The organism is Streptomyces sp. Y1 (assembly GCF_041053115.1).
Classification (GTDB): Bacteria; Actinomycetota; Actinomycetes; order Streptomycetales; family Streptomycetaceae; genus Kitasatospora; species Kitasatospora rubellomurina.
The window spans coordinates 3,087,488-3,111,118 of record NZ_CP163445.1 but is presented as its reverse complement, the minus strand read 5'-3'; the positions used below and the strand labels follow the sequence as shown (position 1 = coordinate 3,111,118).

Annotated in this window: 17 protein-coding genes; 8 read left to right on the top strand and 9 right to left on the bottom strand. The window is 74.0% G+C overall.

Translation table 11 applies throughout. From position 1 onward, the window contains the following. Window positions 1–221 precede the first annotated feature (221 nt). Together AB2U05_RS12910 and AB2U05_RS12905 are read left to right on the top strand one after the other, a co-directional pair. On the top strand, window positions 222–560 hold the full coding sequence (locus AB2U05_RS12910) for a hypothetical protein (protein ID WP_045703072.1): 339 nt from the start codon (window positions 222–224) through the stop codon (window positions 558–560). Between the two features lie 184 nt (window positions 561–744). Then, window positions 745–2,013: an Ig-like domain-containing protein gene (locus tag AB2U05_RS12905; RefSeq protein ID WP_369183258.1), complete on the top strand. Its 1,269-nt coding sequence runs from the start codon at window positions 745–747 to the stop codon at window positions 2,011–2,013. A gap of 4 nt (window positions 2,014–2,017) precedes the next feature. On the opposite strand, the gene AB2U05_RS12900 is transcribed toward AB2U05_RS12905, so the two are convergent. From AB2U05_RS12900 to AB2U05_RS12885, 4 genes are all read right to left on the bottom strand, one after another. Continuing rightward, the gene (locus AB2U05_RS12900) at window positions 2,018–2,380 is read right to left on the bottom strand and encodes a cupin domain-containing protein (RefSeq protein ID WP_045703068.1); all 363 of its coding nucleotides are present in this window, start codon (window positions 2,378–2,380) and stop codon (window positions 2,018–2,020) included. A 128-nt stretch (window positions 2,381–2,508) separates the two neighbouring features. Continuing rightward, window positions 2,509–3,174, bottom strand: coding sequence for a peptide-methionine (S)-S-oxide reductase MsrA (gene msrA, locus AB2U05_RS12895; RefSeq protein ID WP_045703066.1), 666 nt, complete (start codon window positions 3,172–3,174; stop codon window positions 2,509–2,511). A 104-nt stretch (window positions 3,175–3,278) separates the two neighbouring features. Next, the gene (locus AB2U05_RS12890; protein WP_369183257.1) at window positions 3,279–4,403 is read right to left on the bottom strand and encodes a hypothetical protein; all 1,125 of its coding nucleotides are present in this window, start codon (window positions 4,401–4,403) and stop codon (window positions 3,279–3,281) included. 144 nt (window positions 4,404–4,547) lie between these two features. Beyond that, window positions 4,548–6,203: a M48 family metallopeptidase gene (locus tag AB2U05_RS12885; protein ID WP_369183256.1), complete on the bottom strand. Its 1,656-nt coding sequence runs from the start codon at window positions 6,201–6,203 to the stop codon at window positions 4,548–4,550. Window positions 6,204–6,372: 169 nt separating this feature from the next. Between AB2U05_RS12885 and AB2U05_RS12880 the strand changes: the two genes are divergently transcribed. Continuing rightward, window positions 6,373–7,527 carry a cystathionine gamma-synthase gene (locus AB2U05_RS12880; protein ID WP_045703061.1) on the top strand — a complete coding sequence of 385 codons (1,155 nt, stop codon included), beginning with the start codon at window positions 6,373–6,375 and terminating at the stop codon, window positions 7,525–7,527. Here the strand turns inward: AB2U05_RS12880 and AB2U05_RS12875 are convergent. Then, window positions 7,524–8,012 carry a MarR family winged helix-turn-helix transcriptional regulator gene (locus AB2U05_RS12875; protein ID WP_045703059.1) on the bottom strand — a complete coding sequence of 163 codons (489 nt, stop codon included), beginning with the start codon at window positions 8,010–8,012 and terminating at the stop codon, window positions 7,524–7,526. The genes AB2U05_RS12880 and AB2U05_RS12875 overlap by 4 nt on opposite strands. 122 nt (window positions 8,013–8,134) lie before the next feature. Between AB2U05_RS12875 and ilvA the strand changes: the two genes are divergently transcribed. The 3 genes from ilvA (at window position 8,135) to AB2U05_RS12860 (ending at window position 11,437) form a co-directional block, all read left to right on the top strand. Beyond that, window positions 8,135–9,346, top strand: coding sequence for a threonine ammonia-lyase (gene ilvA / locus AB2U05_RS12870; RefSeq protein WP_045703057.1), 1,212 nt, complete (start codon window positions 8,135–8,137; stop codon window positions 9,344–9,346). A 209-nt stretch (window positions 9,347–9,555) separates the two neighbouring features. Continuing rightward, window positions 9,556–10,575 (top strand): ATP-binding cassette domain-containing protein, encoded by a 1,020-nt coding sequence (locus AB2U05_RS12865; RefSeq protein WP_369183255.1) that lies wholly within the window; start codon window positions 9,556–9,558, stop codon window positions 10,573–10,575. A gap of 40 nt (window positions 10,576–10,615) precedes the next feature. Beyond that, the gene (locus AB2U05_RS12860; RefSeq protein WP_045703089.1) at window positions 10,616–11,437 is read left to right on the top strand and encodes an ABC transporter permease; all 822 of its coding nucleotides are present in this window, start codon (window positions 10,616–10,618) and stop codon (window positions 11,435–11,437) included. Between the two features lie 72 nt (window positions 11,438–11,509). Here the strand turns inward: AB2U05_RS12860 and greA are convergent, their stop codons facing one another. Continuing rightward, complete coding sequence (gene greA / locus AB2U05_RS12855; RefSeq protein ID WP_045703053.1) at window positions 11,510–12,010, bottom strand: transcription elongation factor GreA; 501 nt, start codon at window positions 12,008–12,010, stop codon at window positions 11,510–11,512. 313 nt (window positions 12,011–12,323) lie between these two features. After that, a complete protein-coding gene (locus AB2U05_RS12850; protein ID WP_045703050.1) occupies window positions 12,324–12,737 on the bottom strand; it encodes a DUF4307 domain-containing protein in 414 nt (137 codons plus the stop codon). A 241-nt stretch (window positions 12,738–12,978) separates the two neighbouring features. Here AB2U05_RS12850 and mca point away from each other — a divergent pair, with 241 nt between their 5' ends. After that, window positions 12,979–13,887: a mycothiol conjugate amidase Mca gene (gene mca / locus AB2U05_RS12845; RefSeq protein ID WP_045703087.1), complete on the top strand. Its 909-nt coding sequence runs from the start codon at window positions 12,979–12,981 to the stop codon at window positions 13,885–13,887. Window positions 13,888–13,936: 49 nt separating this feature from the next. Continuing rightward, window positions 13,937–14,128 carry a hypothetical protein gene (locus AB2U05_RS12840; RefSeq protein ID WP_031076542.1) on the top strand — a complete coding sequence of 64 codons (192 nt, stop codon included), beginning with the start codon at window positions 13,937–13,939 and terminating at the stop codon, window positions 14,126–14,128. Window positions 14,129–14,201: 73 nt separating this feature from the next. On the opposite strand, the gene AB2U05_RS12835 is transcribed toward AB2U05_RS12840, so the two are convergent. Next, on the bottom strand, window positions 14,202–15,362 hold the full coding sequence (locus tag AB2U05_RS12835; RefSeq protein WP_369183254.1) for an acyl-CoA dehydrogenase family protein: 1,161 nt from the start codon (window positions 15,360–15,362) through the stop codon (window positions 14,202–14,204). Between the two features lie 4 nt (window positions 15,363–15,366). Continuing rightward, on the bottom strand, window positions 15,367–23,523 hold the full coding sequence (locus tag AB2U05_RS12830) for a type I polyketide synthase (RefSeq protein WP_369183253.1): 8,157 nt from the start codon (window positions 23,521–23,523) through the stop codon (window positions 15,367–15,369). Window positions 23,524–23,631 lie beyond the last annotated feature (108 nt).

The window sequence follows — 23,631 nt, the reverse complement described above, 5'->3', positions numbered from 1 at the left end:
CACCGGGCGGCCTGACCCGCCACGCTGTGCCCGCCTCCGCGGGAGGCGCCGTCGTCCCGACCCTGCGCCGGTTCCGACCGGCCCGACAGGGTGCGGTGGCTCCCGCGGCCACCAACGCGCCGTACGGCGCGTCTCCGCGGCTCCCGGGTGGGGGAGCCGGCGGGGAGACGGCAGGGCCGGTCCTTCTCCGAGGGGCCGGCCCTTCCCGTACCCTCGCACGCATGACCAGCACTGAAACGACCGACCAGGACGCCCCGCGCTACGTCCGGGTCAAGATCGAGCTCATCGCGGAGATCACCGACGAGGGCGCGCTCAAGGCGGCCGCGCTGCAGCAGGTCGTCGAGGACGAGTACCTCGACGACGACGAGCGGGCGCAGTCCGTCGAGGCCATCGAGGTGGACCCGTCCGGCTCGCTCGCCCACTTCATCGACCCCGTCGCGCTGCTCGGGGACGTCCCGGGCGTCGAACTCGCCTCGGCGACCTGGGAGTCGGCGCAGACCGAGTTCGACCCCGACAACGAGGAGTGGGACGAGTACGCCGTGGAGGAGTCCGCCGAGTAGCGGCCACTCCTCCCCACCGCTCGTGAACGCCCGGCCTGTTCGACGCAGGCCGGGCGTTTTGTCCCTCTTCGGTGGGAAGTTGGGTCATCTCATACGATCGCTTACCCTTCGGTGGTGGAACCGTGAACGGGCGTATTGCGTTTCTGTATCCGTAATGCCCGGATGATCAGCAGGGAGACGCGACGTGACGGCACGGGACGGTGGGCAGCGGACGGCCGGAGGCAGCTGGAGCCGGCGCGGAGTGCTCGCGGGCCTGGTGGCCGCGCCCGTACTGCTGCTGGCGGCCTGCAACGACAACGCCGACAGCGGGAGCGGCGGCTCCGGCTCCGGCGGCGCGAGCGGCACCCCCGGGCCGGGCGGCAGCGGCTCGCCGCGGACCTCGGCCGCCGTCATCACCGTGACCCCCGCGGACGGCGCCACCGGCGCCAGCTTCAGCGAGCCCGTCAAGGTCACCGTCACCGGCGGCACCCTGGGCACCGTCAAGGTCACCGACTCCACCGGCAAGGAGCTGGCCGGGCAGCTCTCCGCGGACGGCACCGGCTGGACCTCCGCCACCGCCCCGGCCAGCGGCACCAAGTACACCGTCGCGGCCACGGCCCTGGACAAGGACAAGCTGGAGGCGGACGCCAACGCCGTCTTCACCACGGCGACGCCGGCCAACACCTTCGTCGGGTACTTCACCCCCGAGGACGGCTCGACGGTCGGCGTCGGCATGCCCGTGTCGATCAACTTCAGCAAGCCGATCAGCGACCGGAAGGCCGTCCAGCAGGCGATCACCGTGACCGCCGAGCCGGGCGTCGAGATCGTCGGGCACTGGTTCTCCAGCACCCGGCTCGACTTCCGGCCGCAGCAGTACTGGGCCAAGGGCACCAAGGTCACCCTCAAGCTGCGGCTCAAGGACGTCGAGGGCGCCAAGGGCGTCTACGGCACGCAGTCCAAGGACGTCTCCTTCACCATCGGCCGCGCCCAGACCAGCGTCGCCGACCTCGCCGCCAAGAAGCTCACCGTCACCACGGACGGCCAGGTCAGCGCCGTCTACAAGATCTCCGGCGGCGCGCCCGACCACACGACCTGGGGCGGCAAGATGGTCATCTCCGAGCAGTACACCCAGACCCGGATGAACTCGCAGACCGTGAACCTCGGCAGCGAGTACGACATCGCCGACGTCCCGCACGCCCAGCGGCTCACCACCTCGGGCACCTTCATCCACGGCAACTACTGGTCCTCGCCGTCGATCTTCGGCGGCCAGAACACCAGCCACGGCTGCGTCGGGCTGCAGGACGCCAAGGGCGCGCAGGACAGCGGCACGGACGGCTACAAGTTCTACAAGTCCTCGATGATCGGCGACGTGGTCGAGGTGGTGAACTCCGGGGACAAGACCGTCGCGCCGGACAACGGGCTGAACGGCTGGAACCTCGGCTGGGCCGACTGGAAGGCCGGCAGCGCCGTGTGACGGGTCAGCGCTTCGCGTAGTCGGCGAAGCCCTGCCAGTCGACGATCACGCAGGCGTCGTCGCCGAGGACCCAGGCGTCGTGCCCGGGCGGGCAGATCATGAAGTCGCCGGGGCCGTACTCGGCGTTCTCGCCGTCGTCCATGACGACCTTCATCCGGCCGGACACCACGTACCCCGCGTGGGCGGCCTGGCAGCTGTCGGTCTTGGCGATCGGCTTGATGTGCTTCGACCACTGCCACCCCGGCTCGAACACGGCCCGGCCCACCGGGCCGCCGTCCAGGTTGACCAGCCGCAGCTCCCCCTTGCCGTCCTCGAACGGACGGACCTCCTCGGGATCGTCGAAGTTCCGCTGGTAGAGACCGGACATGGCGCACTCCTCTCCACGAGGCGGCGCGGCCACCGACGGGCGGCCGCGGCTCGCCCTGCTGGCCCTTCCAGTCTGCGCCCGGACCGGGGATCGCTCACCTTGGGTGGCCGACCCCCGGTCCGGCCGGCTCAGCCCTCGGTGCGGGCCACGCCGATCGGGCAGGAGGCGCCGGTGCCGCCCAGGCCGCAGTAGCCGCCCGGGTTCTTGGCGTCGGAGAGGTACTGCTGGTGGTACGGCTCGGCCGGGTAGAACGGGCCCGCCGGGGCGATCTCGGTGGTGATCCGGCCGTGACCGAGCGTGGTCAGGGCGGGCTGGAAGGCGTCCCGGGTGGCCGCCGCGGCCTCGGCCTGGGCGGGGGAGTGGGTGTAGATCGCGGACCGGTACTGGGAGCCGACGTCGTTGCCCTGGCGGTTGCCCTGGGTCGGGTCGTGCGCCTCCCAGAAGGCCTTCAGCAGCCGCTCGTACGGGATCACCGCCGGGTCGAACACCACCCGGACCGCCTCGGTGTGCCCGGTCAGCCCGCTGCACACCTCCTCGTACGTCGGGTGGGGCGTGTAGCCGCCCTGGTAGCCGACCAGCGTCGTCCAGACGCCGGGCAGCCGCCAGAACGTCCGCTCGGCGCCCCAGAAGCAGCCCAGCCCGAAGTCGGCCACCTCCAGCCCCTCCGGGTACGGGCCGGTCAGCGGGTGGCCGAGCACGGTGTGCGGCTCGGTGAGGGTGAAGGCGGGCGCCTCCCGGCCGGGGAGCGCCTGGTCGGCGGGGACGAGCGAGGTCTTGTGGCGGTTGAACAGCACGGCCTGCTCCAGCGGGTCGGGGAAGGTGGCTCAGGGTGAAACGCCGACGGCCGCCCCCGGATTCCGGGAGCGGCCGTCCGGGCCGGGCCCTGCGGTCGTGACGGTCAGGAGGCCGCGGCGACCGCGCCCCGGACGGCGTCGATCCGCAGGTCGACGAAGGCCTGCCGCGGGTCGTTGAAGCCGTTGAACGGCGGCGGGATGACCGGGCCGAGCGCCTGGTACTGGGCGAGCGCCTCGGTGTGCCGGCCGGCCTTGGTCAGGGCGTACGCCAGCCAGCCGCGGGTGAAGGTGACGCGGATGTTCTCCGGGTCGGCGGCGGCCAGGTCGGCGAGCGTCGCGTCCAGGGCGGCGCCGACCTCGGGGCTCTGCCACGAGGCGGGGGTGTTCCTGCCGTCCCGGACGAACTGCTCCCAGAAGGCCGACAGCTTGAGCGGCGTGAGCAGGCTGCCCGCGGGGGCGGCGGCGATCGCCCCGTCGATGAACCCGTGCATCAACTCGTGGCTGCCGCGCCACTTCTGGCACCAGTACTGCAGCGCCCGGTCGTGCGCGCCCCAGTTGTGGGGGTCCCGCGCGGTCAGCTCGGCCCAGAGCTCGCGGAAGCGGTCGTTGGGGTAGCCGAGGCCCATCGCGACGGGGATCCGGGCGGACCACGGGTTGGGGTCCTCGGGGGCGAGGGCGGCCGCCTCCGCGCAGGCCTCCTCGGCCTGGGCCAGCACCCGGTGGAAGCCGTCGAACTGCTCCCTGCTGACCTCGCTGGCCCGGGCGCTGCTGCGGATGTTCCAGGCCAGGAAGACCAGGGCGTTCGCGTTCACCAGCGCGGCCGTCGGGTCCTGCGGGTCCTCCGCGCGCCAGGCGCGCAGCCAGGTGTCGTCCTCGGCCGCCAGGGAGGCCGCCCCGTACAGGCGCCGTCCCCGGACGTCGTGGGTGGCGCCCGCGCGGATGTAGGCCGCGATCGGGCGCCAGTCGCCGGCCTTGGCGGCGTCCAGGGCGGCCGCCTCCTCGGGGCCCGGGTCGCCGAACACGACGAGGTCCTTGCCGAGCAGCAGCCCGTGGTCGGCCGGGACGATGGTGTTCTTCGCCCGCTCCTCCTCGGCGAGCCGCGCCCGGTGCCGCGCGATGGTGGCCCTGGCCTGCTCGACCTGGGCCGTCTTGCGCTTGGCCAGCCGGGTCATGACGACCGGGAACAGCAGGACGAGGCCGATGACGGCGAACACGATGATGCCGATCAAGGGGGAACCTTCCGGGGGAGGACGTGGGGAGGACGTGGGGACGTCGTGGGGGCGGACGGGCCGGAGGGCGGCGTGCGCAGCGGCACGGTATCCGGGGAGTCCTCGCAGGTGGCGGGCGGGGCCCGGCCCACGAGGGCGCTCGGGTCAGGCCGTCGCGGCGGCGGGCGTGGGGAGGCCGGCCGCGGTGAGCAGCGCGCGCAGCGGCGCGGTGTCCGCCTCGTCGCGGCAGGCGGCGTCGAGGGCCGCGTCGAAGGAGTCCTCGAAGCCGTCCGGCAGCCGGAGTTCGGCCGGCCCGGACCAGGAGAGCTCCCAGCCGGCCAGGCCGGCCTCGGCCAGCGCGACCAGGGCGGCGTGCGCCAGCTCCTCGCGCAGCACCGGGCGGGCGAACTCGCGGGCGGCCCGGCCGGTGGCCGCGGCGGCCTGCTCGCTCTTCGGCAGCCGGTCGGTGAACTCCCACGCCCGCCCGGCGTCGACCGCGGCGAGCAGGCCGTGCACGCCGGCCGGCAGGCCGAGCGCGGTCAGCGCCGCGTACGCCGGGGCGGCCGCTTCGCGGGCGTGCGCCAGCATCGCCGCGCGGACCAGCTCGGGCCACGCGAGCCGCTGCTTGCCGGCCGCCTCGGGGACCAGCGAGGCGACCTCCAGCTCGGCCAGCACCCCCTCGGCGTCGTGCAGCAGCGCCAGCGCGGGGCCGGCGGCACCGGGGCCGCGCCCGTCGTCGGGCAGCGCCTCGATCGCGGCGATCCGGCGGTCGATCGGCGGGTGCGAGTCGTACGGGTCGGGCTGCTCGGCGGGCGGTTCGAGCGCGAACTCGGCGAGCTCCTTGCGCCGCTCCGGGTCGCTCAGCAGGTGCAGCAGGCCGCCGTAGACCTGGCCGGGCGGCGGGAGCAGGCCGGCGTCCCAGCCGATGGTGGCGTAGCGGCTGAGGTAGAAGCCCTGGGCGGAGTCCAGCACCGGCAGCCGGCGCAGCGCCGAGGCGGTGGCGTCCCGGCCCGCCAGCTGGGCGGCGACCCGGTCGGCGGCGTACTCCTGGCGGCGGCCGACCGCCTCGGAGACCCGGAAGTAGAGCTTGGCGTAGAGGGTGAAGAGCTTGGCGAGGGCCCGGTCGACGCCGCCGGTGGCCTCCGCCGGGGACGGCTTGCGGCCCTTGGCCAGCCGCTTCTCGGCCTTGGCGGCGAGCTTGGCGGCCTCCTCGGCCTTGTGCTGGTCGGCGCGCCGGTGCAGCCCGCCGATGGTGTGCAGGACGGCGCGGCGGCCGGCGACGGTGACCGCGGCCAGCTTCACGTCCCGGTTGCTGTAGTGGCCGAACTCGTGGGCCAGGACGGACTCCAGCTCGCCCTCGGTGAGGCCGATCAGCAGCGGGGCGCCGATGACCAGGTGGCGCGGGCCGGGGACCAGCCCGAGCATCCTGGTCTCCTCCCGGACGCCCGCGTTGACCTCGGGCACGAGCCGGATCTCGGCCGGCCCGCGCACGCCCGTCCGCTCGGCGATCCGGTCCACCAGGACCCACAGGGCGGGCTGGCGCTCGCGGGTGAGCAGCACACCGGGCTGCTCGTCGTCGTCCGTGCGACGGCGGGTCAGGAAGACCACCCGGAGCACCGGGTAGGCGATCGCGGCGCTCAGCGCCCAGATCTTGACCAGCGCCGGGCGCATGTGGTCCGAGGCCTGGTACAGCGAGACGTCGATGGCGAGCAGGCCCCCGATGATGCCGAGGGCGAGCAGGTAGAAGCCGGCCAGCAGGGCGACGGCCGTGGCGGCCCGCCCGGACGTGCTCAGGCCGGTGGAACGCTGGGGCGCGCCCATGCGGTCGATCCTCCCCGGGGCGCGACGGCAGGGCGGCGCGCGGTTGTTGCCTGGTGAACAGGTGTGCGGCAGGGGGAGATGGTAGCGGTGCGCCGGGGGCGGGCGCACCGGGGATCCGACTCGGCCGTTCCAGCGAGCGCACGGGCGTTCAAGGCTTAGGCTCGGAGCCATGACCGAGCACCAGCTTCCCCAGGGCTTCGAGACCCTCGCCATCCACGCGGGTCAGGAAGCAGACCCCCAGACCGGGGCCGTCGTCACGCCGATCTACCAGGTGTCCACCTACAAGCAGGACGGGGTGGGCGGCCTGCGGGGCGGCTACGAGTACAGCCGTAGCGCCAACCCGACCCGTACCGCGCTGGAGGAGTGCCTCGCCGCGCTGGAGGGCGGCGCCCGCGGCCTCGCCTTCGCCTCCGGCCTGGCCGCCGAGGACACCCTGCTGCGCACCATCCTCAAGCCGGGCGACCACATCGTGATCCCCAACGACGCCTACGGCGGCACCTTCCGGCTGTTCGCCAAGGTGCTGACCCGCTGGGGCGTCGAGTTCTCCGTCGCCAACACCCAGAACCTGGACGACGTCCGCGCCGCGCTGCGCCCCACCACCCGCGCGGTGTGGGTGGAGACCCCGTCCAACCCGCTGCTGGGCATCACCGACCTGGCCGGCCTCGCCGAGGTCGCGCACGGCGCCGGCGCGCTGCTGGTGGTCGACAACACCTTCGCCAGCCCGTACCTGCAGCAGCCGATCTCGCTCGGCGCGGACGCGGTCGTGCACTCCACCACCAAGTACATGGGCGGCCACTCGGACGTGGTCGGCGGTGCGCTGGTGCTGGCCGAGGCGGGCCTCGGCGAGGAGGTCGCGTACCACCAGAACGCGATGGGCGCCGTCTCCGGGCCGTTCGACGCCTGGCTGGTCATGCGCGGCATCAAGACCCTCGGTGTCCGGATGGACCGGCACAGCTCCAACGCGGAGAAGGTCGCCGAGCTGCTGACCGGCCACCCCAAGGTGAGCCAGGTGCTCTACCCGGGCCTGCCCGAGCACCCCGGCCACGACATCGCCGCCAAGCAGATGAAGGCCTTCGGCGGCATGGTGTCGTTCCGGGTCGCCGGCGGCGAGGAGGCGGCCGTCGAGGTGTGCAACCGCGCGCGGCTGTTCACCCTCGGTGAGTCGCTGGGCGGCGTCGAGTCGCTGATCGAGCACCCGGGCCGGATGACCCACGCCTCGGCGGCCGGCTCGCCGCTGGAGGTGCCGGCCGACCTGGTGCGCGTCTCGGTCGGCATCGAGTCGATCGACGACCTGCTGGCCGACCTCACCCAGGCCCTGGGCTAGGCCTGTTGCTGCCCCTGCTGGTCCGCCGAGTACGACTCCATCGCGAGGTTGAAGCGGGCCAGCAGGGTGCAGAACGCGCGCTGCTCCTCGGGCGGCCAGCCGGCCGTCAGCCGGCGGGTCAACTCGGCCCGGCCGTCGCGGACTTCGGCCAGCCGGCCGGAGCCGACCGGGGTCAGCGCGAGCCGTACCGCGCGGCGGTCGGCCGGGTCCTGCACCCGGCCGACCAGCCCGGCCGCGACCAGCGGGGCGACCTGCCTGGTCACCGTCGAGGAGTCCACGCCGAGGGCGTCGGCCAGCGCCTTGACGTTCGCCGGCCCGTGCCGCTCCAGGCGGTCGAGCAGCAGGTAGGCGGCCCGGTCCAGGGTCCCGCCGCCGCCGGACGTCCGGACCTGCTCCATCCGGCGGGAGAACACCGCCAGCTGGTACTGGAGTTGGGTGTGCAGGGGGTCGGTTCGGTCGGTGGCCTGGGGCGAGGTGGTCGTCATCGCGGCTCACGATCGGTGTGCGGTGAGGGAGGCTCAGGAGCAGCAGCGTACGCGGGCCGGGCGGGCCCGGGAACAGGCCCGGCGTCCCGGATCGCACTCCTCCGCCGCTCTAGGCTGACGCCATGCACACCTGGCCGATCACCCTCGACGACGTCCGCGGGGCCCAGAAGATGCTCGCGGGGGTCGCCCGGGTGACCCCGATGGAGGGCAGCCGGTACCTGTCCGGGCTGGTCGGCGCGCCGGTCCACTTGAAGTGCGAGAACCTGCAGCGCACCGGCTCGTTCAAACTGCGCGGGGCGTACGTGCGGATCGCCGGGCTCTCCCCGGTGCAGCGGGCCGCCGGGGTGGTGGCGGCGAGCGCCGGGAACCACGCCCAGGGCGTGGCGCTGGCGGCCGCGCTGCTCGGGGTCCGCTCGACGGTGTTCATGCCGCTCGCGGCGCCGCTGCCGAAGGTCGCCGCCACCCGGGACTACGGCGCCGAGGTGCGGCTGCACGGGGCGACCGTGGACGAGGCGCTGCAGGCCGCGCAGCGGTACGCGGAGGCGACCGGCGCGGTGTTCATCCACCCCTTCGACCACTGGGACGTGGTCACCGGCCAGGCGACGGTGGGCCTGGAGATCCTGGAGCAGTGCCCCGAGGTGCGCACGATCCTGGTCGGCGTGGGCGGCGGCGGACTGCTGGCCGGGATCGCCGCGGCGGTCAAGCCGCTGCGGCCGGACGTCCGGGTGGTCGGGGTGCAGGCGGCGGGCGCGGCCGCGTACCCGCCCTCGCTGGCGGCCGGGCGGCCGGTGTCGCTGGAGCGGTTCGCCACGATGGCGGACGGGATCATGGTCGGGCGGCCCGGGGACATCCCGTTCGAGGTGGTCAACACCCTGGCGGACGGCATCCGCACGGTCTCCGAGGACGCGCTGTCGCGGGCCCTGCTGCTCGGTCTGGAGCGGCTGAAGCTGGTCGTCGAGCCGGCCGGAGCGGCGCCGATCGCGGCGCTGCTGGAGGGGCCGGAGTCCTTCGAGGGCCCGGTGGTCGCGGTGCTGTCCGGCGGCAACATCGACCCGCAGCTGATGCAGCGGGTGCTGCGGCACGGGCTGGCGGCGGCCGGGCGCTACCTGTCGCTGCGGGTGCGGCTGGCGGACAAGCCGGGCTCGCTGGCGGACCTGCTGGGCGTGCTGACCAGGGTGGACGCCAACGTGCTGGACGTCGCCCACGTGCGGATCGACCCGCGGCTGGGGCTGACCGAGGTCGAGGTGGACCTGCACCTGGAGACCAAGGGGCCGGAGCACTGCGCGCTGGTGGTCGGGGAGTTGAGGGACGCGGGGTACGTCGTCTCCGACTGAACCGGTCGCCGACCGGCCGCCCGCCGACCGGCCGCCGACCGGATCCGAGCGTTCCGCCGGAATTCCCTTGACGCGATGTATCGCGAGTCGCCAGACTCACGATGCATCGCGTTCTGTGTTCGGTGGGCGAGAACCGAGTCGCCCGCGCGCCCGGAAACGGGGCAGAGTGGGACAGATCGCACGATTAGTCCGATGAGATGAGGCAGGTCATGGCGCCAGCCATCCAAGCCGAGAACCTGGTGAAGACCTTCGGCGACGTACGCGCCCTGGACGGCGTCAGCCTGGACGTCCCCGAGGGCACGGTGCTCGGGCTGCTCGGGCCGAACGGCGCCGGGAAGACCACCACCGTCCGCGTCCTCACCACCCTGCTCCGCCCCGACTCCGGCCGCGCGGTGGTCGCCGGGGTCGACGTCCTCGAGCACCCCGACCGGGTGCGCAGCCTGATCGGCCTCTCCGGCCAGTACGCGGCGGTCGACGAGTACCTCACCGGCTTCGAGAACCTGACCATGGTCGGCGAGCTGTACCAGATGAGCGCCCGCGCCGCGAAGGCCCGGGCGCTGGAGCTGCTGGAGTGGTTCAACCTCACCGAGGCCAAGAACCGCACCGCCAAGACGTACTCCGGCGGCATGCGACGCCGCCTGGACCTCGCCGCCGCGCTGGTCGTCCGGCCGCCGGTGATGTTCCTGGACGAGCCGACCACCGGGCTCGACCCGCGCAACCGGCTCGCGCTCTGGGAGGTCATCGAGACCCTGGTCGAGCAGGGCACCACGCTGCTGCTCACCACCCAGTACCTGGAGGAGGCCGACCGGCTCGCCCACGACATCGCCGTGGTCGACCACGGCCGGGTGATCGCCCGCGGCACCGCCGACCAGCTCAAGGCACAGATCGGCGGCGAGCGGATCGAGCTCGTCGTGCACGAGCCCGGCGAGATCGCCGACGCCGTCGCGGCGCTGTCCCGGTACGCGCTCGGCGAGCCGACCGTGGAGCGCAACACCCGGAAGATCACCGTGCCGGTCAGCGGCGGCGCCCGGGTGCTCGCCGACGCCATCCGCGAACTGGACGGGCGCGGGGTGGAGATCGACGACATCGGGCTGCGCCGCCCGACGCTGGACGACGTCTTCCTCACCCTCACCGGGCACGTCGCGGAGACGGCCGAGGAGAACGGCGCGGAGGCCGACGTCCGGGGCCCGGAGGAACAGAAGGCCGTCGCGGCCGGGAAGGGGCAGTGAGATGACCGCCACCGCCACCGAACACGCCATCGGCGCGGCGATGCCCGCCCGGCGCCGGGGCCCGGCCGCCACGCTGCACGACTCCTGGGTGGTCGCCAAGCGCAACCTGCGCCGGATGACCCGCATCCCCGAGATCGTCGTCTTCGGGCTGATGCAGCCCGTCATGTTCGTGCTGCTGTTCTCGTACGTGATGGGCGGGGCGATCAAGATCCCCGGGGCGAACTCCAGCTCCCACACGTACATCCAGTTCCTGATGGCCGGCATCTTCGCCCAGACCGTCACCTTCGCCGTCGCCGGCGCCTCGGCCGGCATCGCGGAGGACATGACCAAGGGCCTGGTGGACCGCTTCCGCTCGCTGCCGATGGCCCGCTCGGCGGTGCTGGCCGGGCGCACCCTGGCCGACCTGTGCCAGACCGCGTTCACCCTGGTCGTGCTGGGGCTGGTCGCGCTGCTGGTCGGCTGGCGGATCCACGACGGGGTGCTCAAGGCGCTCGGCGCCTTCGGGCTGCTGCTCCTGCTCGGCTACGCCTTCTCCTGGATCGGCGCGCTGATCGGCCTGTCGGTGCGCAGCCCGGAGGCGGCCACCTCGGCCGGGCTGATCTGGCTGTTCCCGCTGACCTTCGTGTCGAACGCCTTCGTGCCGGTCACCTCGATGCCGGGCTGGCTGCAGGGCGTCGCCTACTGGAACCCGTTCAGCGCGACCGTCCAGGCCTGCCGGGACCTCTTCGGCAACCAGGTCGGGCCGGTGGACAGCGCCTGGCCGATGCAGCACGCGGCGCTGGTGTCGGTGCTGTGGTCCGTGGTGATCACGGCGGTGTTCTCCTGGCTGTCGGTGCGCAAGTACCGCTCCGCCGCGGGCTGAGCACGCCGGAGGGCGGCGGTCCGGAGTCCGTGGGACTCCGGACCGCCGCCCTCGGCGCGGTGCGCGGGTGGGTCAGCCGGCGTGCGGCACGACCTTGACGATCTTCACCATGGCCGGCTTGCCGTTCGGCAGCTCGTAGGTGGCCTCGTCGCCGATCTTCTTGCCGTCGATCGCGCGGCCCAGCGGCGACTGCGGCGAGTAGACGTCGAGGGTGTCGGAGCCGGCGACCTCGCGGGAGGCGAGCAGGAACTCCATCAGGTCGTCCTCGTCGCCGTCGAAGGCGACCGTGACGACCATGCCCGGGGCGACCACGCCCGAGTCGGCCGGGGCCTCGCCGACCTTGGCGCGCTCCAGCAGCTGGGTCAGCTGGCGGATGCGCAGCTCGGTCTTGCCCTGCTCCTCCTTGGCGGCGTGGTAGCCGGCGTTCTCCTTGAGGTCGCCCTCCTCGCGCGCCGCCTCGATCTTCTCGGCGATCTCGATGCGCCAGGGCCCGGTCAGATGGTCCAGCTCGGCCTTGAGCTGGTCGTAGCCGGCCTGAGTGAGCCAGGTCACGTTCTCACTGGTCTGGGTCACGGGTGCTCCTCGTAGGTGCGGGGCGGTGCTGAGGGTGTGAGTCGTCAGCAGGGTTGTCGGTGATTTCGGTCTCAACTACAAAGCAACGCCCGCTCCCGTACCATCCGGTGCGGAAGGGGCGAAACCACGAGCCTAACAAGTCCTGCCGACAAGCGGGAGGGCCGTTGGCGCGCCGTTGACGGCGGCGTTGCGCCACGGTGTACGGGAACGGCCGGTACGGGGTCGCGGGGTGGGACTTCCTACGGATGCCCGCTCCTCCCGCCGAGTATGCACCGAGCCCCGACACCCGCGCGTGGCGCCCGCCCGGGGCGGGTCAGCCGGCGGGCGTGCAGTGCAGCAGTTCGGCGGTGGTGCCGCGGGCGGTGGTGCGCAGGACGACGTCGGCCTCGTAGCCGGAGCCGTCCGCCGGGACGGGGAAGTCCGCCACGCCGACCACGCCGTGGTCGTCCCCCTGGGAGCGGACCGTGCAGGTGCCGGCCGTCCCGTCGCTCTTGCGCACGCTCAGGTGCAGTCGCACCTCGGAGTCGGAGACCACCTGGAAGGTCGGCACCGAACCGTTGATCTTCGACTCGCGCAGCAGGTAGGAGCCGCCCAGCCAGGCGATCAGGCCCAGCGCCAGGACGCCGCACACCGCGCCGACCACCTTCAGGCGGCGGTCCGACTCGCCGTCGCCGCTGCGGCCGTAGCGGCCCTCGGGCGGCCGCTGGGCGGTGGTGTCTGCAGTCATCGGACTCCGTCCTCTCCTGGGGGAGGGGCCGCGCGGGCGGTGCGGGGGAATGCGACGCGCCTCCAGTCCGTCACTATAGGAGGGGCACGCCCGAAGCCGGTCCGGTGGGGGCGGGGCCCGGCCGCGCCGACGACGGCTCGCCGGCCGGTTCCGCGGCGGCGCGGCCCCGCACGGAGCGGTTCGAACGGTGGGCAGTCCGGACTTCGCGGGACGCCCGAACATGTGGAAGGAACGCAAGGCGTTGACTGAGCAGTTGCGACTGATGGCGGTGCACGCCCACCCGGACGACGAGTCCAGCAAGGGCGCGGCCACCATGGCCATGTACGTCGAGCAGGGCGTGGACGTGCTCGTGGCCACCTGCACGGGGGGCGAGCGCGGGTCGGTTCTCAACCCCAAGCTGCAGGGGGACCCCTACATCGAGGAGAACATCCACGAGGTGCGGCGCAAGGAGATGGACGAGGCGCGCGCCATCCTCGGGGTCAAGCAGGCCTGGCTGGGCTTCGTCGACTCCGGCCTGCCGGAGGGGGACCCGCTGCCCCCGCTGCCCGAGGGCTGTTTCGCCCTGCAGGACGTGAAGGAGGCGGCCGAGCCGCTGGTCCGGCTGATCCGCGAGTTCAAGCCGCAGGTCATCACGACCTACGACGAGAACGGCGGCTACCCGCACCCGGACCACATCATGACCCACAAGATCACCATGCTGGCCTTCGACGCCGCCGGCGACCCGGACGCGTACCCCGAGGCCGGCGAGCCCTGGCAGCCGCTCAAGGTCTACTACAACCACGGCTTCCCGATGGGCCGCATCCGGGCCCTGCACCAGTACCTCACCGAGCACGGGCACGACTCGCCGTACGGCGAGTGGATCGAGGGCTGGGAGAAGAGCGGCCGCAAGGAGCGCGAGATCACCACCCGGGTGCGCTGCGACGACTGGTTCGAGACCCGCGACCGCGCGCTGATCGCCCACGCCACCCAGATCGACCCGGACGGCCCGTGGTTCCGCGTGCCGCTGGAGGTCCAGCGCGAGGTCTGGCCCACCGAGGACTACGAGCTCGCCCGTACCCTGATCGATGTGGACCTGCCGGAGGACGACCTGTTCGCCGGTGTGCGCACCCCCACCCTGGCGGCCGAGGCCGCCGGCGACACGCGCGACTGAACCACCCCCCGATGGTCCGGCTCCCCGTGAGCCGGGCCACCATAGAGATATGAGTGCCCCCGTGAACCTCGTCCACCTCGCCGCCGATCTCGCCGTCGACGACGCCAAGGTCACCCCCGGCCTGCTCGGCTTCGTGGTCTTCGCCGCCCTCGGCGTGGCCACCTGGTTCCTGGCCAAGTCGATGAACCGGCAGTTCAAGAAGGTCGACTTCACGGAGGAGCCGGAAGCTCCCAAGGAGTGACGAGAGGCCCCCGGCCCCGCGCGGCGGATGCGCGCGGGGCCGGGGGCCTGTCGGACGTGCGGGCCGGCCGGGGCTACGAGCGGCGCGGGACCGGGATCACGTAGCGGCTGAACACCAGGTCGCGCAGGACGTCGTCGCCGCCCTCCACGATGGAGATGTAGCGCATGTCCCGCATCAGCTTGCCGATCGGCGACTCGTGGGTGTACCCGAGCCCGCCGAACATCTCGGAGCCGACCGTGGCGATGTCCCAACCGGTCTGGCCGCAGAACATCTTGGCGGTCAGCGCCGACTTGAGGGTGCCCTGCCGGTGCCACAGGTCGGCGGCGTCCGGGCTGGCCATGACCGCGTCGTAGTCGCGGCCCGCGCGCAGCAGGTGGCTCTTCATGACGTCGATCTGCATCTCCATCTGGCCGAGCTTGGCCGCGAACACGGGGTTGTCCAGCAGGACGCCGTCGCGCAGCGGCTTGGTCTTGGCGTAGGTCATGCAGAGGTCGCGGATGCGGCGGGCGATGCCGAGCGCGGTGGTGGCGATCAGGATGCGGCTGGCGTTGAGGCCGATCTCCAGCAGCCGCAGGCCCGAGCCCGCCAGGCGGTTGGCCGCCGGGACGCGGCAGCCCTGGAGGCTCACCTGGTAGGTGTAGGAGCTGCGCACGCCGATGACGTCCCAGCGCTTGACGATCTCGATGCCGGGGGTGTCGCGCGGGATCAGCACCATCGCCGACTGCTCCGGGTCCTCCGCCGAGCGGCCGACGACGAGCAGGAAGTCGGCGAAGTCGGTGTTGGTGGAGAAGAACTTCTCGCCGGTGACGACGAGTTCGTCCCCGTCCACGGCCACCACGGTGTCGATCTTGCCGAGTTCGCTGCCCGCCGCCCGCTCGCTGCCGAGCGTGGCGCAGAACGAGCCGCGCTCGGCCATCGGCGCCAGGTAGCGCTTCTTCAGCTCCTCGGAGCCGTACAGCTCCACCATGCTGGTGCCCAGCACCGAGATGAACAGCGTGAACGCCACCCCGGCGTCCCCGTAGGCGAGTTCGTTGACGAGCTCGACGCCGTCCTCCAGGCTCAGGCCCCGGCCGCCCAGCGACTCGGGCAGCCACCAGTTGGCCAGCCCGGTCTCCCGGAACCGCTCGTAGACCTCCGAGGGCTTCTCCTCGAACGCGTCCAACTCGGCGTACCGGCCGTCCAGGTGCTGCTTGACGAACGCGCGCACGGCCTTCAGGTCTTCAGATTTCATCATCCCACTACTCATTCATCGCACGCTGGATGAGGTCGTCGAGGTCCAGCCCGTCGATCTCGTCATCCAACTGGTCCGCTGCCAAGTCCTCGTCGTCCGCCGGAAGTTCCGCGTCGGGCGTGTCCTCCGGGAACAGCAGCTCCTGGATCCGTACCGCCAGCGTCGCCGGCGTCGGGTAGTTGAAGATCACCGTCGCGGGGAGCTGGACCCCGGTGTCCTTCTTGACCTGGTTGCGGAACTCCATCCCGCTCAGCGAGTCGAAGCCGATCTCGTTGAAGGACATGTCGGCGTCGATGTCGTCGACGTCCGGGTAGCCCAGCACCACGGCCGCGGTGGAGAGCAGCAGGTCCAGCAGCTGGGTGCGCTGCTCGTCGGGCAGCAGGGCCGCCAGCCGCTGGGCGATCGCCGGTTCCGTCCGGTCCTCGACGCGCCGCGGCCGGGCCGGGGCCAGGCCGCGCAGCAGCGCGGGCACCGACTCCTGCTGGCGCAGCGCCGCCAGGTCGAGCACGGCGGGCACCGCCGTCGCCGTGTCGAGGGCGAGCGCGGCGTCGAACAGCGCGGCCCCCTTCGCGGCGTCCAGCGGCACCAGGCCGCCGCGCCGGAACCGCGCCAGGTCGGCCTGGCCGAGGGTGCCGGCCATGCCCAGCTCCCACGGGCCCCAGGCCAGCGACACCGCCGGCAGTCCGGCGGCCGCGCGGTGCGCGGCCAGGGCGTCCAGGAACGCGTTGGCCGCGGCGTAGTTGGCCTGGCCGGCGTTGCCGAGCGTCCCGACGACGGACGAGTACAGGACGAAGGCCGACAGGCCGAGGTCCTTGGTCAGCTCGTGCAGGTGCCAGGCGGCGTCGACCTTCGGCTGGAACACCCGGCCCAGCTGGTCCGGCGTCAGGGACTCGGCGGCGCCGTCGTCGAGCACGCCCGCCAGGTGGACGACCGCGGTCAGCGGCGCCCCGGCCGGGATCCGCGCCAGCCGGTCGGCGAGCGCGGCCGGGTCGGACACGTCGCAGGCCGCCTGGGTGACGTCCGCGCCGAGCGCGGCCAGCTCCGCGGCCAGGTCGGCCGCACCCGGTGCCGCCGATCCGCGCCGGCTGAGCATCAGCAGGTTCCGCACGCCGTGCTCGGCCACCAGGTGCCGGGCGAACAGCGCGCCCAGCGCGCCCGTCGCGCCGGTGAGCAGCACCGTGCCCGCCGGGTCCCACGCCGGGGCCGCGGCCCGCGCGGCCGGCGCGGGGGCCAGCCGCGGCACGTACGCCGCGCCGGCGCGCAGGGCCAGCTGCGGCTCGCCGGACAGGTCCAGCGTCTCCAGCGCCCGCAGCGACCGCTGGTCCTCGTCGGTGTCGACCAGGACGAACCGGTCCGGGTGCTCGGCCTGCACCGACCGCAGCAGGCCCCAGACCGGCGCGGCGGACAGGTCGGGCGACTCGTCCCGGGTGACGGCCACCGCGCGGCGCGTCACGATCACCAGCGGGCGCTGGTCGGTCCGTTCGTCGCGCAGCCGCTTCTGCACCAGGTCGAGCACCTGCTGCGCGGTCGCCCGCGCCGCGGCGGGAACGTCCCCGCCGGCGGCCGGGGCCACCTGGGCGAACTCGAACTCCGGCACGGTGCCGCCGGGGGCCGCCGCCTCCAGCGCCGTCCAGTCGACGGCGTACAGGGCGTCGGCGGCGCTCCCGCCGGACAGCTGCTCGACGGACGCGGGCATCAGCGACAGCGACTCGACGGACAGCACCGGGTCGCCGGCCGGGCCGGTGATCCGCACCGACACCTCGTGGGCGTCCTTGCGGGCGATCCGGACCCGCAGGTCCGTGCCGCCGGGCGCGTGCCCGGTCACCCCCGACCAGGCGTACGGCAGCAGCACCTGACTCGGGTCCGAGCCGGTCAGCAGCGACAGCATCGGGTGCAGCGCCGCGTCGAACAGGGCCGGGTGCACGGCGAACCCGGCCGAGGCGCGGGGGACGTCGTCCGGCAGCCGGACCTCGCCGTAGACCTCGTCGCCTCGCCGCCACAGGGCGCGCAGCCCCTGGAAGGCCGGCCCGTAGACGTAGCCGCGGTCGACGAGCTCCGGGTAGAAGCCGGCCAGCTCGACCGGCGCGGCGCCCTCGGGCGGCCACACCCCGGAGCCGGACGCGTCGGGCACCGGGCCCGCCCCGGTGGCCAGGAAGCCGGTCGCGTGCGTGGTCCACGAGCCCGCCGCCGAGGACGGACGGGAGTGGATGCCGATCGGGCGCCGGCCCGACTCCTCGGGCGCGCCGACGATGATCTGGAGCCGGACGGAGTCCGCGCCGAGGACCAGCGGCGCCAGGAGGGTCAGCTCCTCCACGCTCCCGCAGCCGGCGCCGTCCAGGGTCTGCAGCGCCGCCTCGACGAAGGCCGCCCCGGGGAAGACCGTGTTGCCGAAGATGGCGTGGTCGGCCAGCCAGGGGTCGTCGGTCGCCGAGACCAGGCCGCTGAGGACCAGCTGGTCGCCGACCGCGAGGTCGGTGGCGGCGGCGAGGAACGGGTGCTCGACCGCGGCGAGTCCGGCGCCGCCGACGTCGCCCTGCGGCTTCGCGGGCTGCGCCCAGTAGCGCTGCCGGTCGAAGGCGTAGGTGGGCAGGTCGACGGGACGCCCGGCGGCGCCGACGGCGCCGAGGTAGGACTGCCAGTCGACCGGCACGCCCGCGACGTGCAGCTGCGCCAACGCCTCGGCCGCCGCCCGGGATTCGGGCCGGTCCTTGCGGACGACGGGGACCACGGGCAGGTCGGGCGCCGAGTCGGCCAGGGTCTCCCGGGCCATGGCGGACAGGACGCCGTCCGGGCCGACCTCGACCAGGACCTCCGCCCCGGCCGCCACCGCGGCGCGCACGCCGTCCGCGAACCGGACGGCCTCGCGGACGTGGCGCACCCAGTACTCCGGCTGCTCCAGCGCGCCGTCCTCGGCGAGCGATCCGGTGACGTTGGAGACCACCGGGATGCGCGGCGCCGCGTAGGACACCGACCGCGCCACCTCGCGGAACCCGTCCAGCATCGGCTCCATCAGCGGCGAGTGGAACGCGTGCGAGACCCGCAGCCGCGTGGTCTTGCGGCCCATCGCGGCGAGCGTCGTCTCGACCTCGGCGACCGCGTCCTCGGCGCCGGAGACCACCGCGGAGGTGGGGCTGTTCACCGCGGCGATCGAGACGGACTCCTCGTAGCCCTCCAGCGCGTCGATGACCTCGTCCTCGTCGGCCTGGACGGCCAGCATGCTCCCGCCCCGGGGCAGGGCCTGCATCAGCCGGCCGCGGGCGGCGACCAGGCGCGCCGCGTCGGCGAGCGAGAAGACGCCCGCCACGTGCGCGGCGGCCAGCTCGCCGATCGAGTGCCCGACCAGGACGGCGGGGGTGACGCCCAGCGACTCCAGCAGCCGGTACGCCGCCACCTCGAAGGCGAACAGGGCCGGCTGCGTCATCGCCGTCTCGTTCAGCAGCGACGCCCGCTCGGAGTCGGGCTCGGCCGCCACCACGTCGTCGATCGCGTGCTCCAGCAGCGGGTCGAGCTCGGCGCAGACCTCGCGCCAGGCGGCGGCGAACGCCGGGAAGGTCGCGACCAGTTCGCGGCTCATGCCGAGCCGCTGGCTGCCCTGCCCGGAGAACAGGACGCCGACGCCCGGCGCCGTCGCCGCGCTGCCCGTGACCACGGCCGCCGAGCGGTCGCCCCGGGCCAGCGCGTCCAGCCCGGCCAGCAGGTCCTCCCGGCCGGCGCCCAGCACCACCGCGCGGTGGTCGAACGCCGTCCGCTCCGCGGCCAGGGAGTGCGCCACGTCGGCCACCCGCGGCGCCGGCTCGGCGGACGCCGCGGCGTGCAGCCGCTTCGCCTGCCCGGCCAGCGCGCGCCGGCCGCGCGCCGAGACCAGCCACGGGACGAGGCCGGTCGGCTCCGGCTCGTCGGCCGGCCGCGCCGACTCGACGGGGTCGCCCTGTTCGAGGATGACGTGCGCGTTGGTGCCGCTGATCCCGAAGGACGAGATGCCGGCCCGGCGCGGCCGCTCGGCGGCCGGCCACTGCTGCTGCTCGGTCAGCAGCTCCACCGCGCCCGACGACCAGTCGACGTGGTGGGACGGCGTGTCGGCGTGCAGCGTGCGCGGCAGCACACCGTGCCGCATCGCCATGATCATCTTGATCGCGCCGGCGGCGCCCGCCGCGGCCTGGGTGTGCCCGATGTTGGACTTCACCGAGCCCAGCCACAGCGGCTGTTCGCGGTCCTGCCCGTACGTCGCCAGCAGCGCCTGGGCCTCGATCGGGTCGCCCAGGGAGGTGCCGGTGCCGTGCGCCTCGACGGCGTCGACGTCCGCCGCGGACAGGCCGCCGCCGGCCAGCGCCTGCCGGATCACCCGCTCCTGCGAGGGGCCGTTCGGGGCGGTGAGCCCGTTGCTCTCGCCGTCCTGGTTGACCGCGCTGCCGCGCAGCACGGCCAGCACGCGGTGCCCGTTGCGCCGCGCGTCCGAGAGGCGTTCGAGGACCAGCACGCCGACGCCCTCGGACCAGCCGGTGCCGTCCGCCTCGTCGGAGAACGCCTTGCAGCGCCCGTCCTCGGCGAGCCCGTTCTGGCGCGCGAACTCGATGAACATGCCGGGGGTCGACATCACCGTCACACCGCCGGCCAGGGCCAGCGAGCAGTCGCCCGAGCGCAGGGACTGGGCCGCCAGGTGCATCGCCACCAGCGAGGACGAGCACGCCGTGTCGACGCTCACCGCCGGGCCCTCCAGGCCCAGCGCGTAGGCGACCCGGCCGGAGACCACGCTGGTGGCGCTGCCGGTCAGGGCGTGGCCGCCGAGGTTGTCGGGGACGTCCGCCAGGTGCGGGAGGTAGTCCTGGGCCATGGCGCCGATGAAGACGCCCGTCCGGCTGCGGCGCAGCGCCGCCGGGTCCTGGCCGGCGCTCTCCAGCGCCTCCCACGCCGTCTCCAGCACGAGCCGCTGCTGCGGGTCCATCGCCAGCGCCTCGCGCGGGCTGATCCGGAAGAACGCGGCGTCGAAGTCCGCGGCACCGGCCAGGAAGCCGCCCCGGCGGGGGAAGTCCGCGCCGGGCGCGACCTGCCAGCCGCGGTCCTCGGGGAAGCCGGTGATCGCGTCCCCGCCCTCGGAGACCAACCGCCACAGGTCCTCCGGCGAGTTCACGCCGCCGGGGAGCCGGCAGGCCATGCCGACGACCGCGATCGGGTCGTCGGCCGGCGCGGCGGGGCCGGCGGCGCCGGCCTCGTGGGCGGGCCGGTCGGTGTCGGGCCCGGACAGCTGCTCGCGCATGTGCCGGACGACCGCGCCCGGGGTCGGGTGGTCGAACAGCAGCGAGGTCGGCATCCGCAGGCCGGCCGCGGTGTTCAGCCGGTTGCGCAGCTCGACGGCCGTCACCGAGTCGAAGCCGAGCTCCTTGAAGGTGTGGTCGGCCCCGATCAGCGCCGGGTCGGGGTGGCCGAGCACCACGGCCGCCTGCGAGCGGACCAGCTTCCACAGGTCCTGCTCGCGCATCCCGGCGGGCTCCGCCCGGACGGGCTCAGCGGACTGGTCGGACTGGGCGGACGGGGTGCCGCCGGCCGAGGACGGGACGGGCAGCGAGCCCTGCGCCCCGGAGACCCAGTACGGCCGGCGTTCGAAGGCGTAGGTGGGCAGCTCCACCCGCCGGGCGCCCGGCAGGGCCGGCCGCCAGTCGACCGGCAGGCCCAGCGCGAACAGCTCGGCCATGGACAGCAGCAGGCGGCGGGCCTCGTCCTCGCCCCGGCGCAGCGTGCCCTGGACCACCGCGGCGCCCGGCACGCCCGCGGCGGCCACGGTGTCCTCCAGGGCCGTGGTCAGCACCGGGTGCGGGCTGATCTCCAGGAAGACGCGGTAGCCGTCCTCGGCCAGCGCCGTGACGGTCTCCGAGAGCCGCACCGGCTGCCGCAGGTTCCGGTACCAGTACTCGGCGTCCAGCTCGGCCGCCCGCGCCGGAGCGGCGTTGACCGTCGAGTAGAACGCGACACCGCTGTCGGTCGCCGTGATGCCCTCGGCGGCCCGCAGCACCTCGTCGCGGATCGCCTCCACGTGGGAGGAGTGCGACGCGTAGTCGACCGGGATGACCTTGGCGCGGATCCCCTTCGCCTCGCACTCGGCCACGACCTCGCGCACCGCGTCGACGGCGCCGGCGATCACGACCGCGTTCGGGCCGTTCACCGCCGCGACCGAGACCCGTGACTGGTCCACCTGGTCGGCGGGCATGGCCAGCGAGGCCAGCGTCCCGCGCCCGGAGAGACCGGCGTCGATGGCCAGGCTGCGCCCGACGACCAGCCGGAGCCCGTCCGCCAGGGAGATCAGGCCGGCCGCGCAGGCGGCCGCGATCTCGCCCTGGGAGTGTCCGACGACGGCGTCGGGCACCACACCGGCCGAGCGCCACACCTCGGCCAGCGAGACCATGACGGAGAACAGGGCGGGCTGGACCACGTCGACCCGGGCCAGCGCCGCCTCGTCACCGAGCACGTCCCGCAGCGACCAGTCGACGAGACCGCCCAGCAGCCGCTCGCACTCGTCCATCCGGGCGGCGAACACCGGGGACGACTCCCACAGGCCGCGGGCCATCCCGACCCACTGGGAGCCCTGGCCGGGGAAGACCCAGACCACGCCGCGGCCGGTCTCGGCGGTGGAGCCCGCCACGACCGTCGCCGACGGCTCGCCCGCGGACAGCGCCGCCAGGCCGTCCAGCAGCTCGGCGCGGTCCGCGGCGACCACGACGCCGCGGTGCTTGAGCGCCGAACGGGTCGTCACCGTGGAGTAGCCGACGTCGGCCGGGCGCAGCTCGGGCCGGGCCTCCAGCCACTGCCGCAGCCGTGCGGCCTGGGCCCGGACGGCCGTGGGGGAGGCGCCCGAGACCACGACGGGCGCCGGGGCTTCCTGGGCCGGGGCCTCGGGGGCCGCGGCGGGCCGCGGCTCGGGGGCGGCGACGACGAGGTGGCAGTTGGTGCCGCCGACACCGAAGGAGCTGACACCGGCCAGGCGCGGGCCCTCGGGCCACGGCCGGGCCTCGGCGTTGACCCGCAGCTTCCACTGCTCCAGCGGGATGTCCGGGTTCGGGCTCTCGTAGTTGAGGCTCGCCGGGAGGACCCCGTGCTTCATCGACAGCGCGACCTTGATCAGGCCGAGCACGCCGGAGGCCGGTTCGAGGTGGCCGATGTTGGTCTTCACCGAGCCGACCAGCAGCGGCCGTCCGGCGTCGCGGGCGGTGCCGAGCACCGCGCCGAGGGCGTTCGCCTCGACCGGGTCGCCCACCTTCGTGCCGGTGCCGTGCAGTTCGACGTACGCCACCTGCTCCGGGTCCACCCCGGCCCGGTCGTACGCCTGCCGCAGCAGGGCCTGCTGCGCGTCGCGGTCGGGGACGGTCAGGGCCTGGCCGGCGCCGTCGTGGTTGACGGCGCCGCCGAGCAGTACGCAGTAGACCGGGTCGCCGTCGGCGACGGCGTCGGCGAGGCGCTTGAGGACGACCACGCCGGCGCCCTCGCCGCGGACGAAGCCGTTGGCGCGGGCGTCGAAGGTGTAGCTGCGGCCGTCCGGCGACAGCGCGCCGGAGCGGGCGAAGGCCAGCGTGCTCTCCGGCGCCAGGTTGAGGTGCACGCCGCCGGCGAGGGCGAGCCGGGCGGCGCCCGAACGCAGGCTCTCGCAGGCCATCTGGACGGCGACCAGGGAGGAGGACTGGACGGTGTCGACGGTCAGGCTGGGGCCGTGCAGACCGAGCCGGTGCGAGACGCGGTTGGCGATCAGGCCCCGGCTCAGGCCGGCGATGGAGTGGTGGGACAGCGCGTCGGCGCCGTGCCGGTGCACCAGCGAGGCGTAGTCGTCGCCGGTGGCGCCGAGGAAGACGGCGGTGGCGCTGCCGTGCAGGCTGTCCGGCGGGAGGTAGGCGTCCTCCAGGGCGTCCCAGCTCAGTTCGAGCACCATGCGCTGGCGCGGGTCCATCGCCGCGGCCTCGCGCGGGGAGATCCCGAAGAACCCGGCGTCGAAGTCGGCGACGCGGTCGAGGAACCCTCCCCGGCGGAACGGCGCCAGCTCCGGGACGTCGTAGCGCCGGTCGGCGGGCGCCTCGGTGATCGCGTCCTCGCCGTTGTGCAGCAACCGCCAGAAGGCGTGGATGTCGTCGGCGCCCGGGACGCGGCAGGCCATCCCGACCACGGCGACGGCACGGTCGTCCATCGGGATCCTCCGGTCATCCGGCCGACGCTCGGCCTCATTCACGTGCATAAGTTCGGAACTCCCCGTCCCCAAAAGCAGATAAGCGATGGTGCGCGGTCGGCGACGCCC

Excerpts from the sequence above, each read along its gene's own strand:
- AB2U05_RS12910 (WP_045703072.1), top strand. The coding sequence starts at position 222 with ATGACCAGCACTGAAACGACCGACCAGGACGCCCCGCGCTACGTCCGG.
- AB2U05_RS12900 (WP_045703068.1), bottom strand. The coding sequence starts at position 2,380 with ATGTCCGGTCTCTACCAGCGGAACTTCGACGATCCCGAGGAGGTCCGT.
- AB2U05_RS12885 (WP_369183256.1), bottom strand. The coding sequence starts at position 6,203 with ATGGGCGCGCCCCAGCGTTCCACCGGCCTGAGCACGTCCGGGCGGGCC.
- AB2U05_RS12880 (WP_045703061.1), top strand. The coding sequence starts at position 6,373 with ATGACCGAGCACCAGCTTCCCCAGGGCTTCGAGACCCTCGCCATCCAC.
- AB2U05_RS12875 (WP_045703059.1), bottom strand. The coding sequence starts at position 8,012 with ATGACGACCACCTCGCCCCAGGCCACCGACCGAACCGACCCCCTGCAC.
- ilvA (WP_045703057.1), top strand. The coding sequence starts at position 8,135 with ATGCACACCTGGCCGATCACCCTCGACGACGTCCGCGGGGCCCAGAAG.
- AB2U05_RS12865 (WP_369183255.1), top strand. The coding sequence starts at position 9,556 with ATGGCGCCAGCCATCCAAGCCGAGAACCTGGTGAAGACCTTCGGCGAC.
- AB2U05_RS12860 (WP_045703089.1), top strand. The coding sequence starts at position 10,616 with ATGCCCGCCCGGCGCCGGGGCCCGGCCGCCACGCTGCACGACTCCTGG.
- AB2U05_RS12850 (WP_045703050.1), bottom strand. The coding sequence starts at position 12,737 with ATGACTGCAGACACCACCGCCCAGCGGCCGCCCGAGGGCCGCTACGGC.
- AB2U05_RS12840 (WP_031076542.1), top strand. The coding sequence starts at position 13,937 with ATGAGTGCCCCCGTGAACCTCGTCCACCTCGCCGCCGATCTCGCCGTC.
- AB2U05_RS12835 (WP_369183254.1), bottom strand. The coding sequence starts at position 15,362 with ATGATGAAATCTGAAGACCTGAAGGCCGTGCGCGCGTTCGTCAAGCAG.
- AB2U05_RS12830 (WP_369183253.1), bottom strand. The coding sequence starts at position 23,523 with ATGGACGACCGTGCCGTCGCCGTGGTCGGGATGGCCTGCCGCGTCCCG.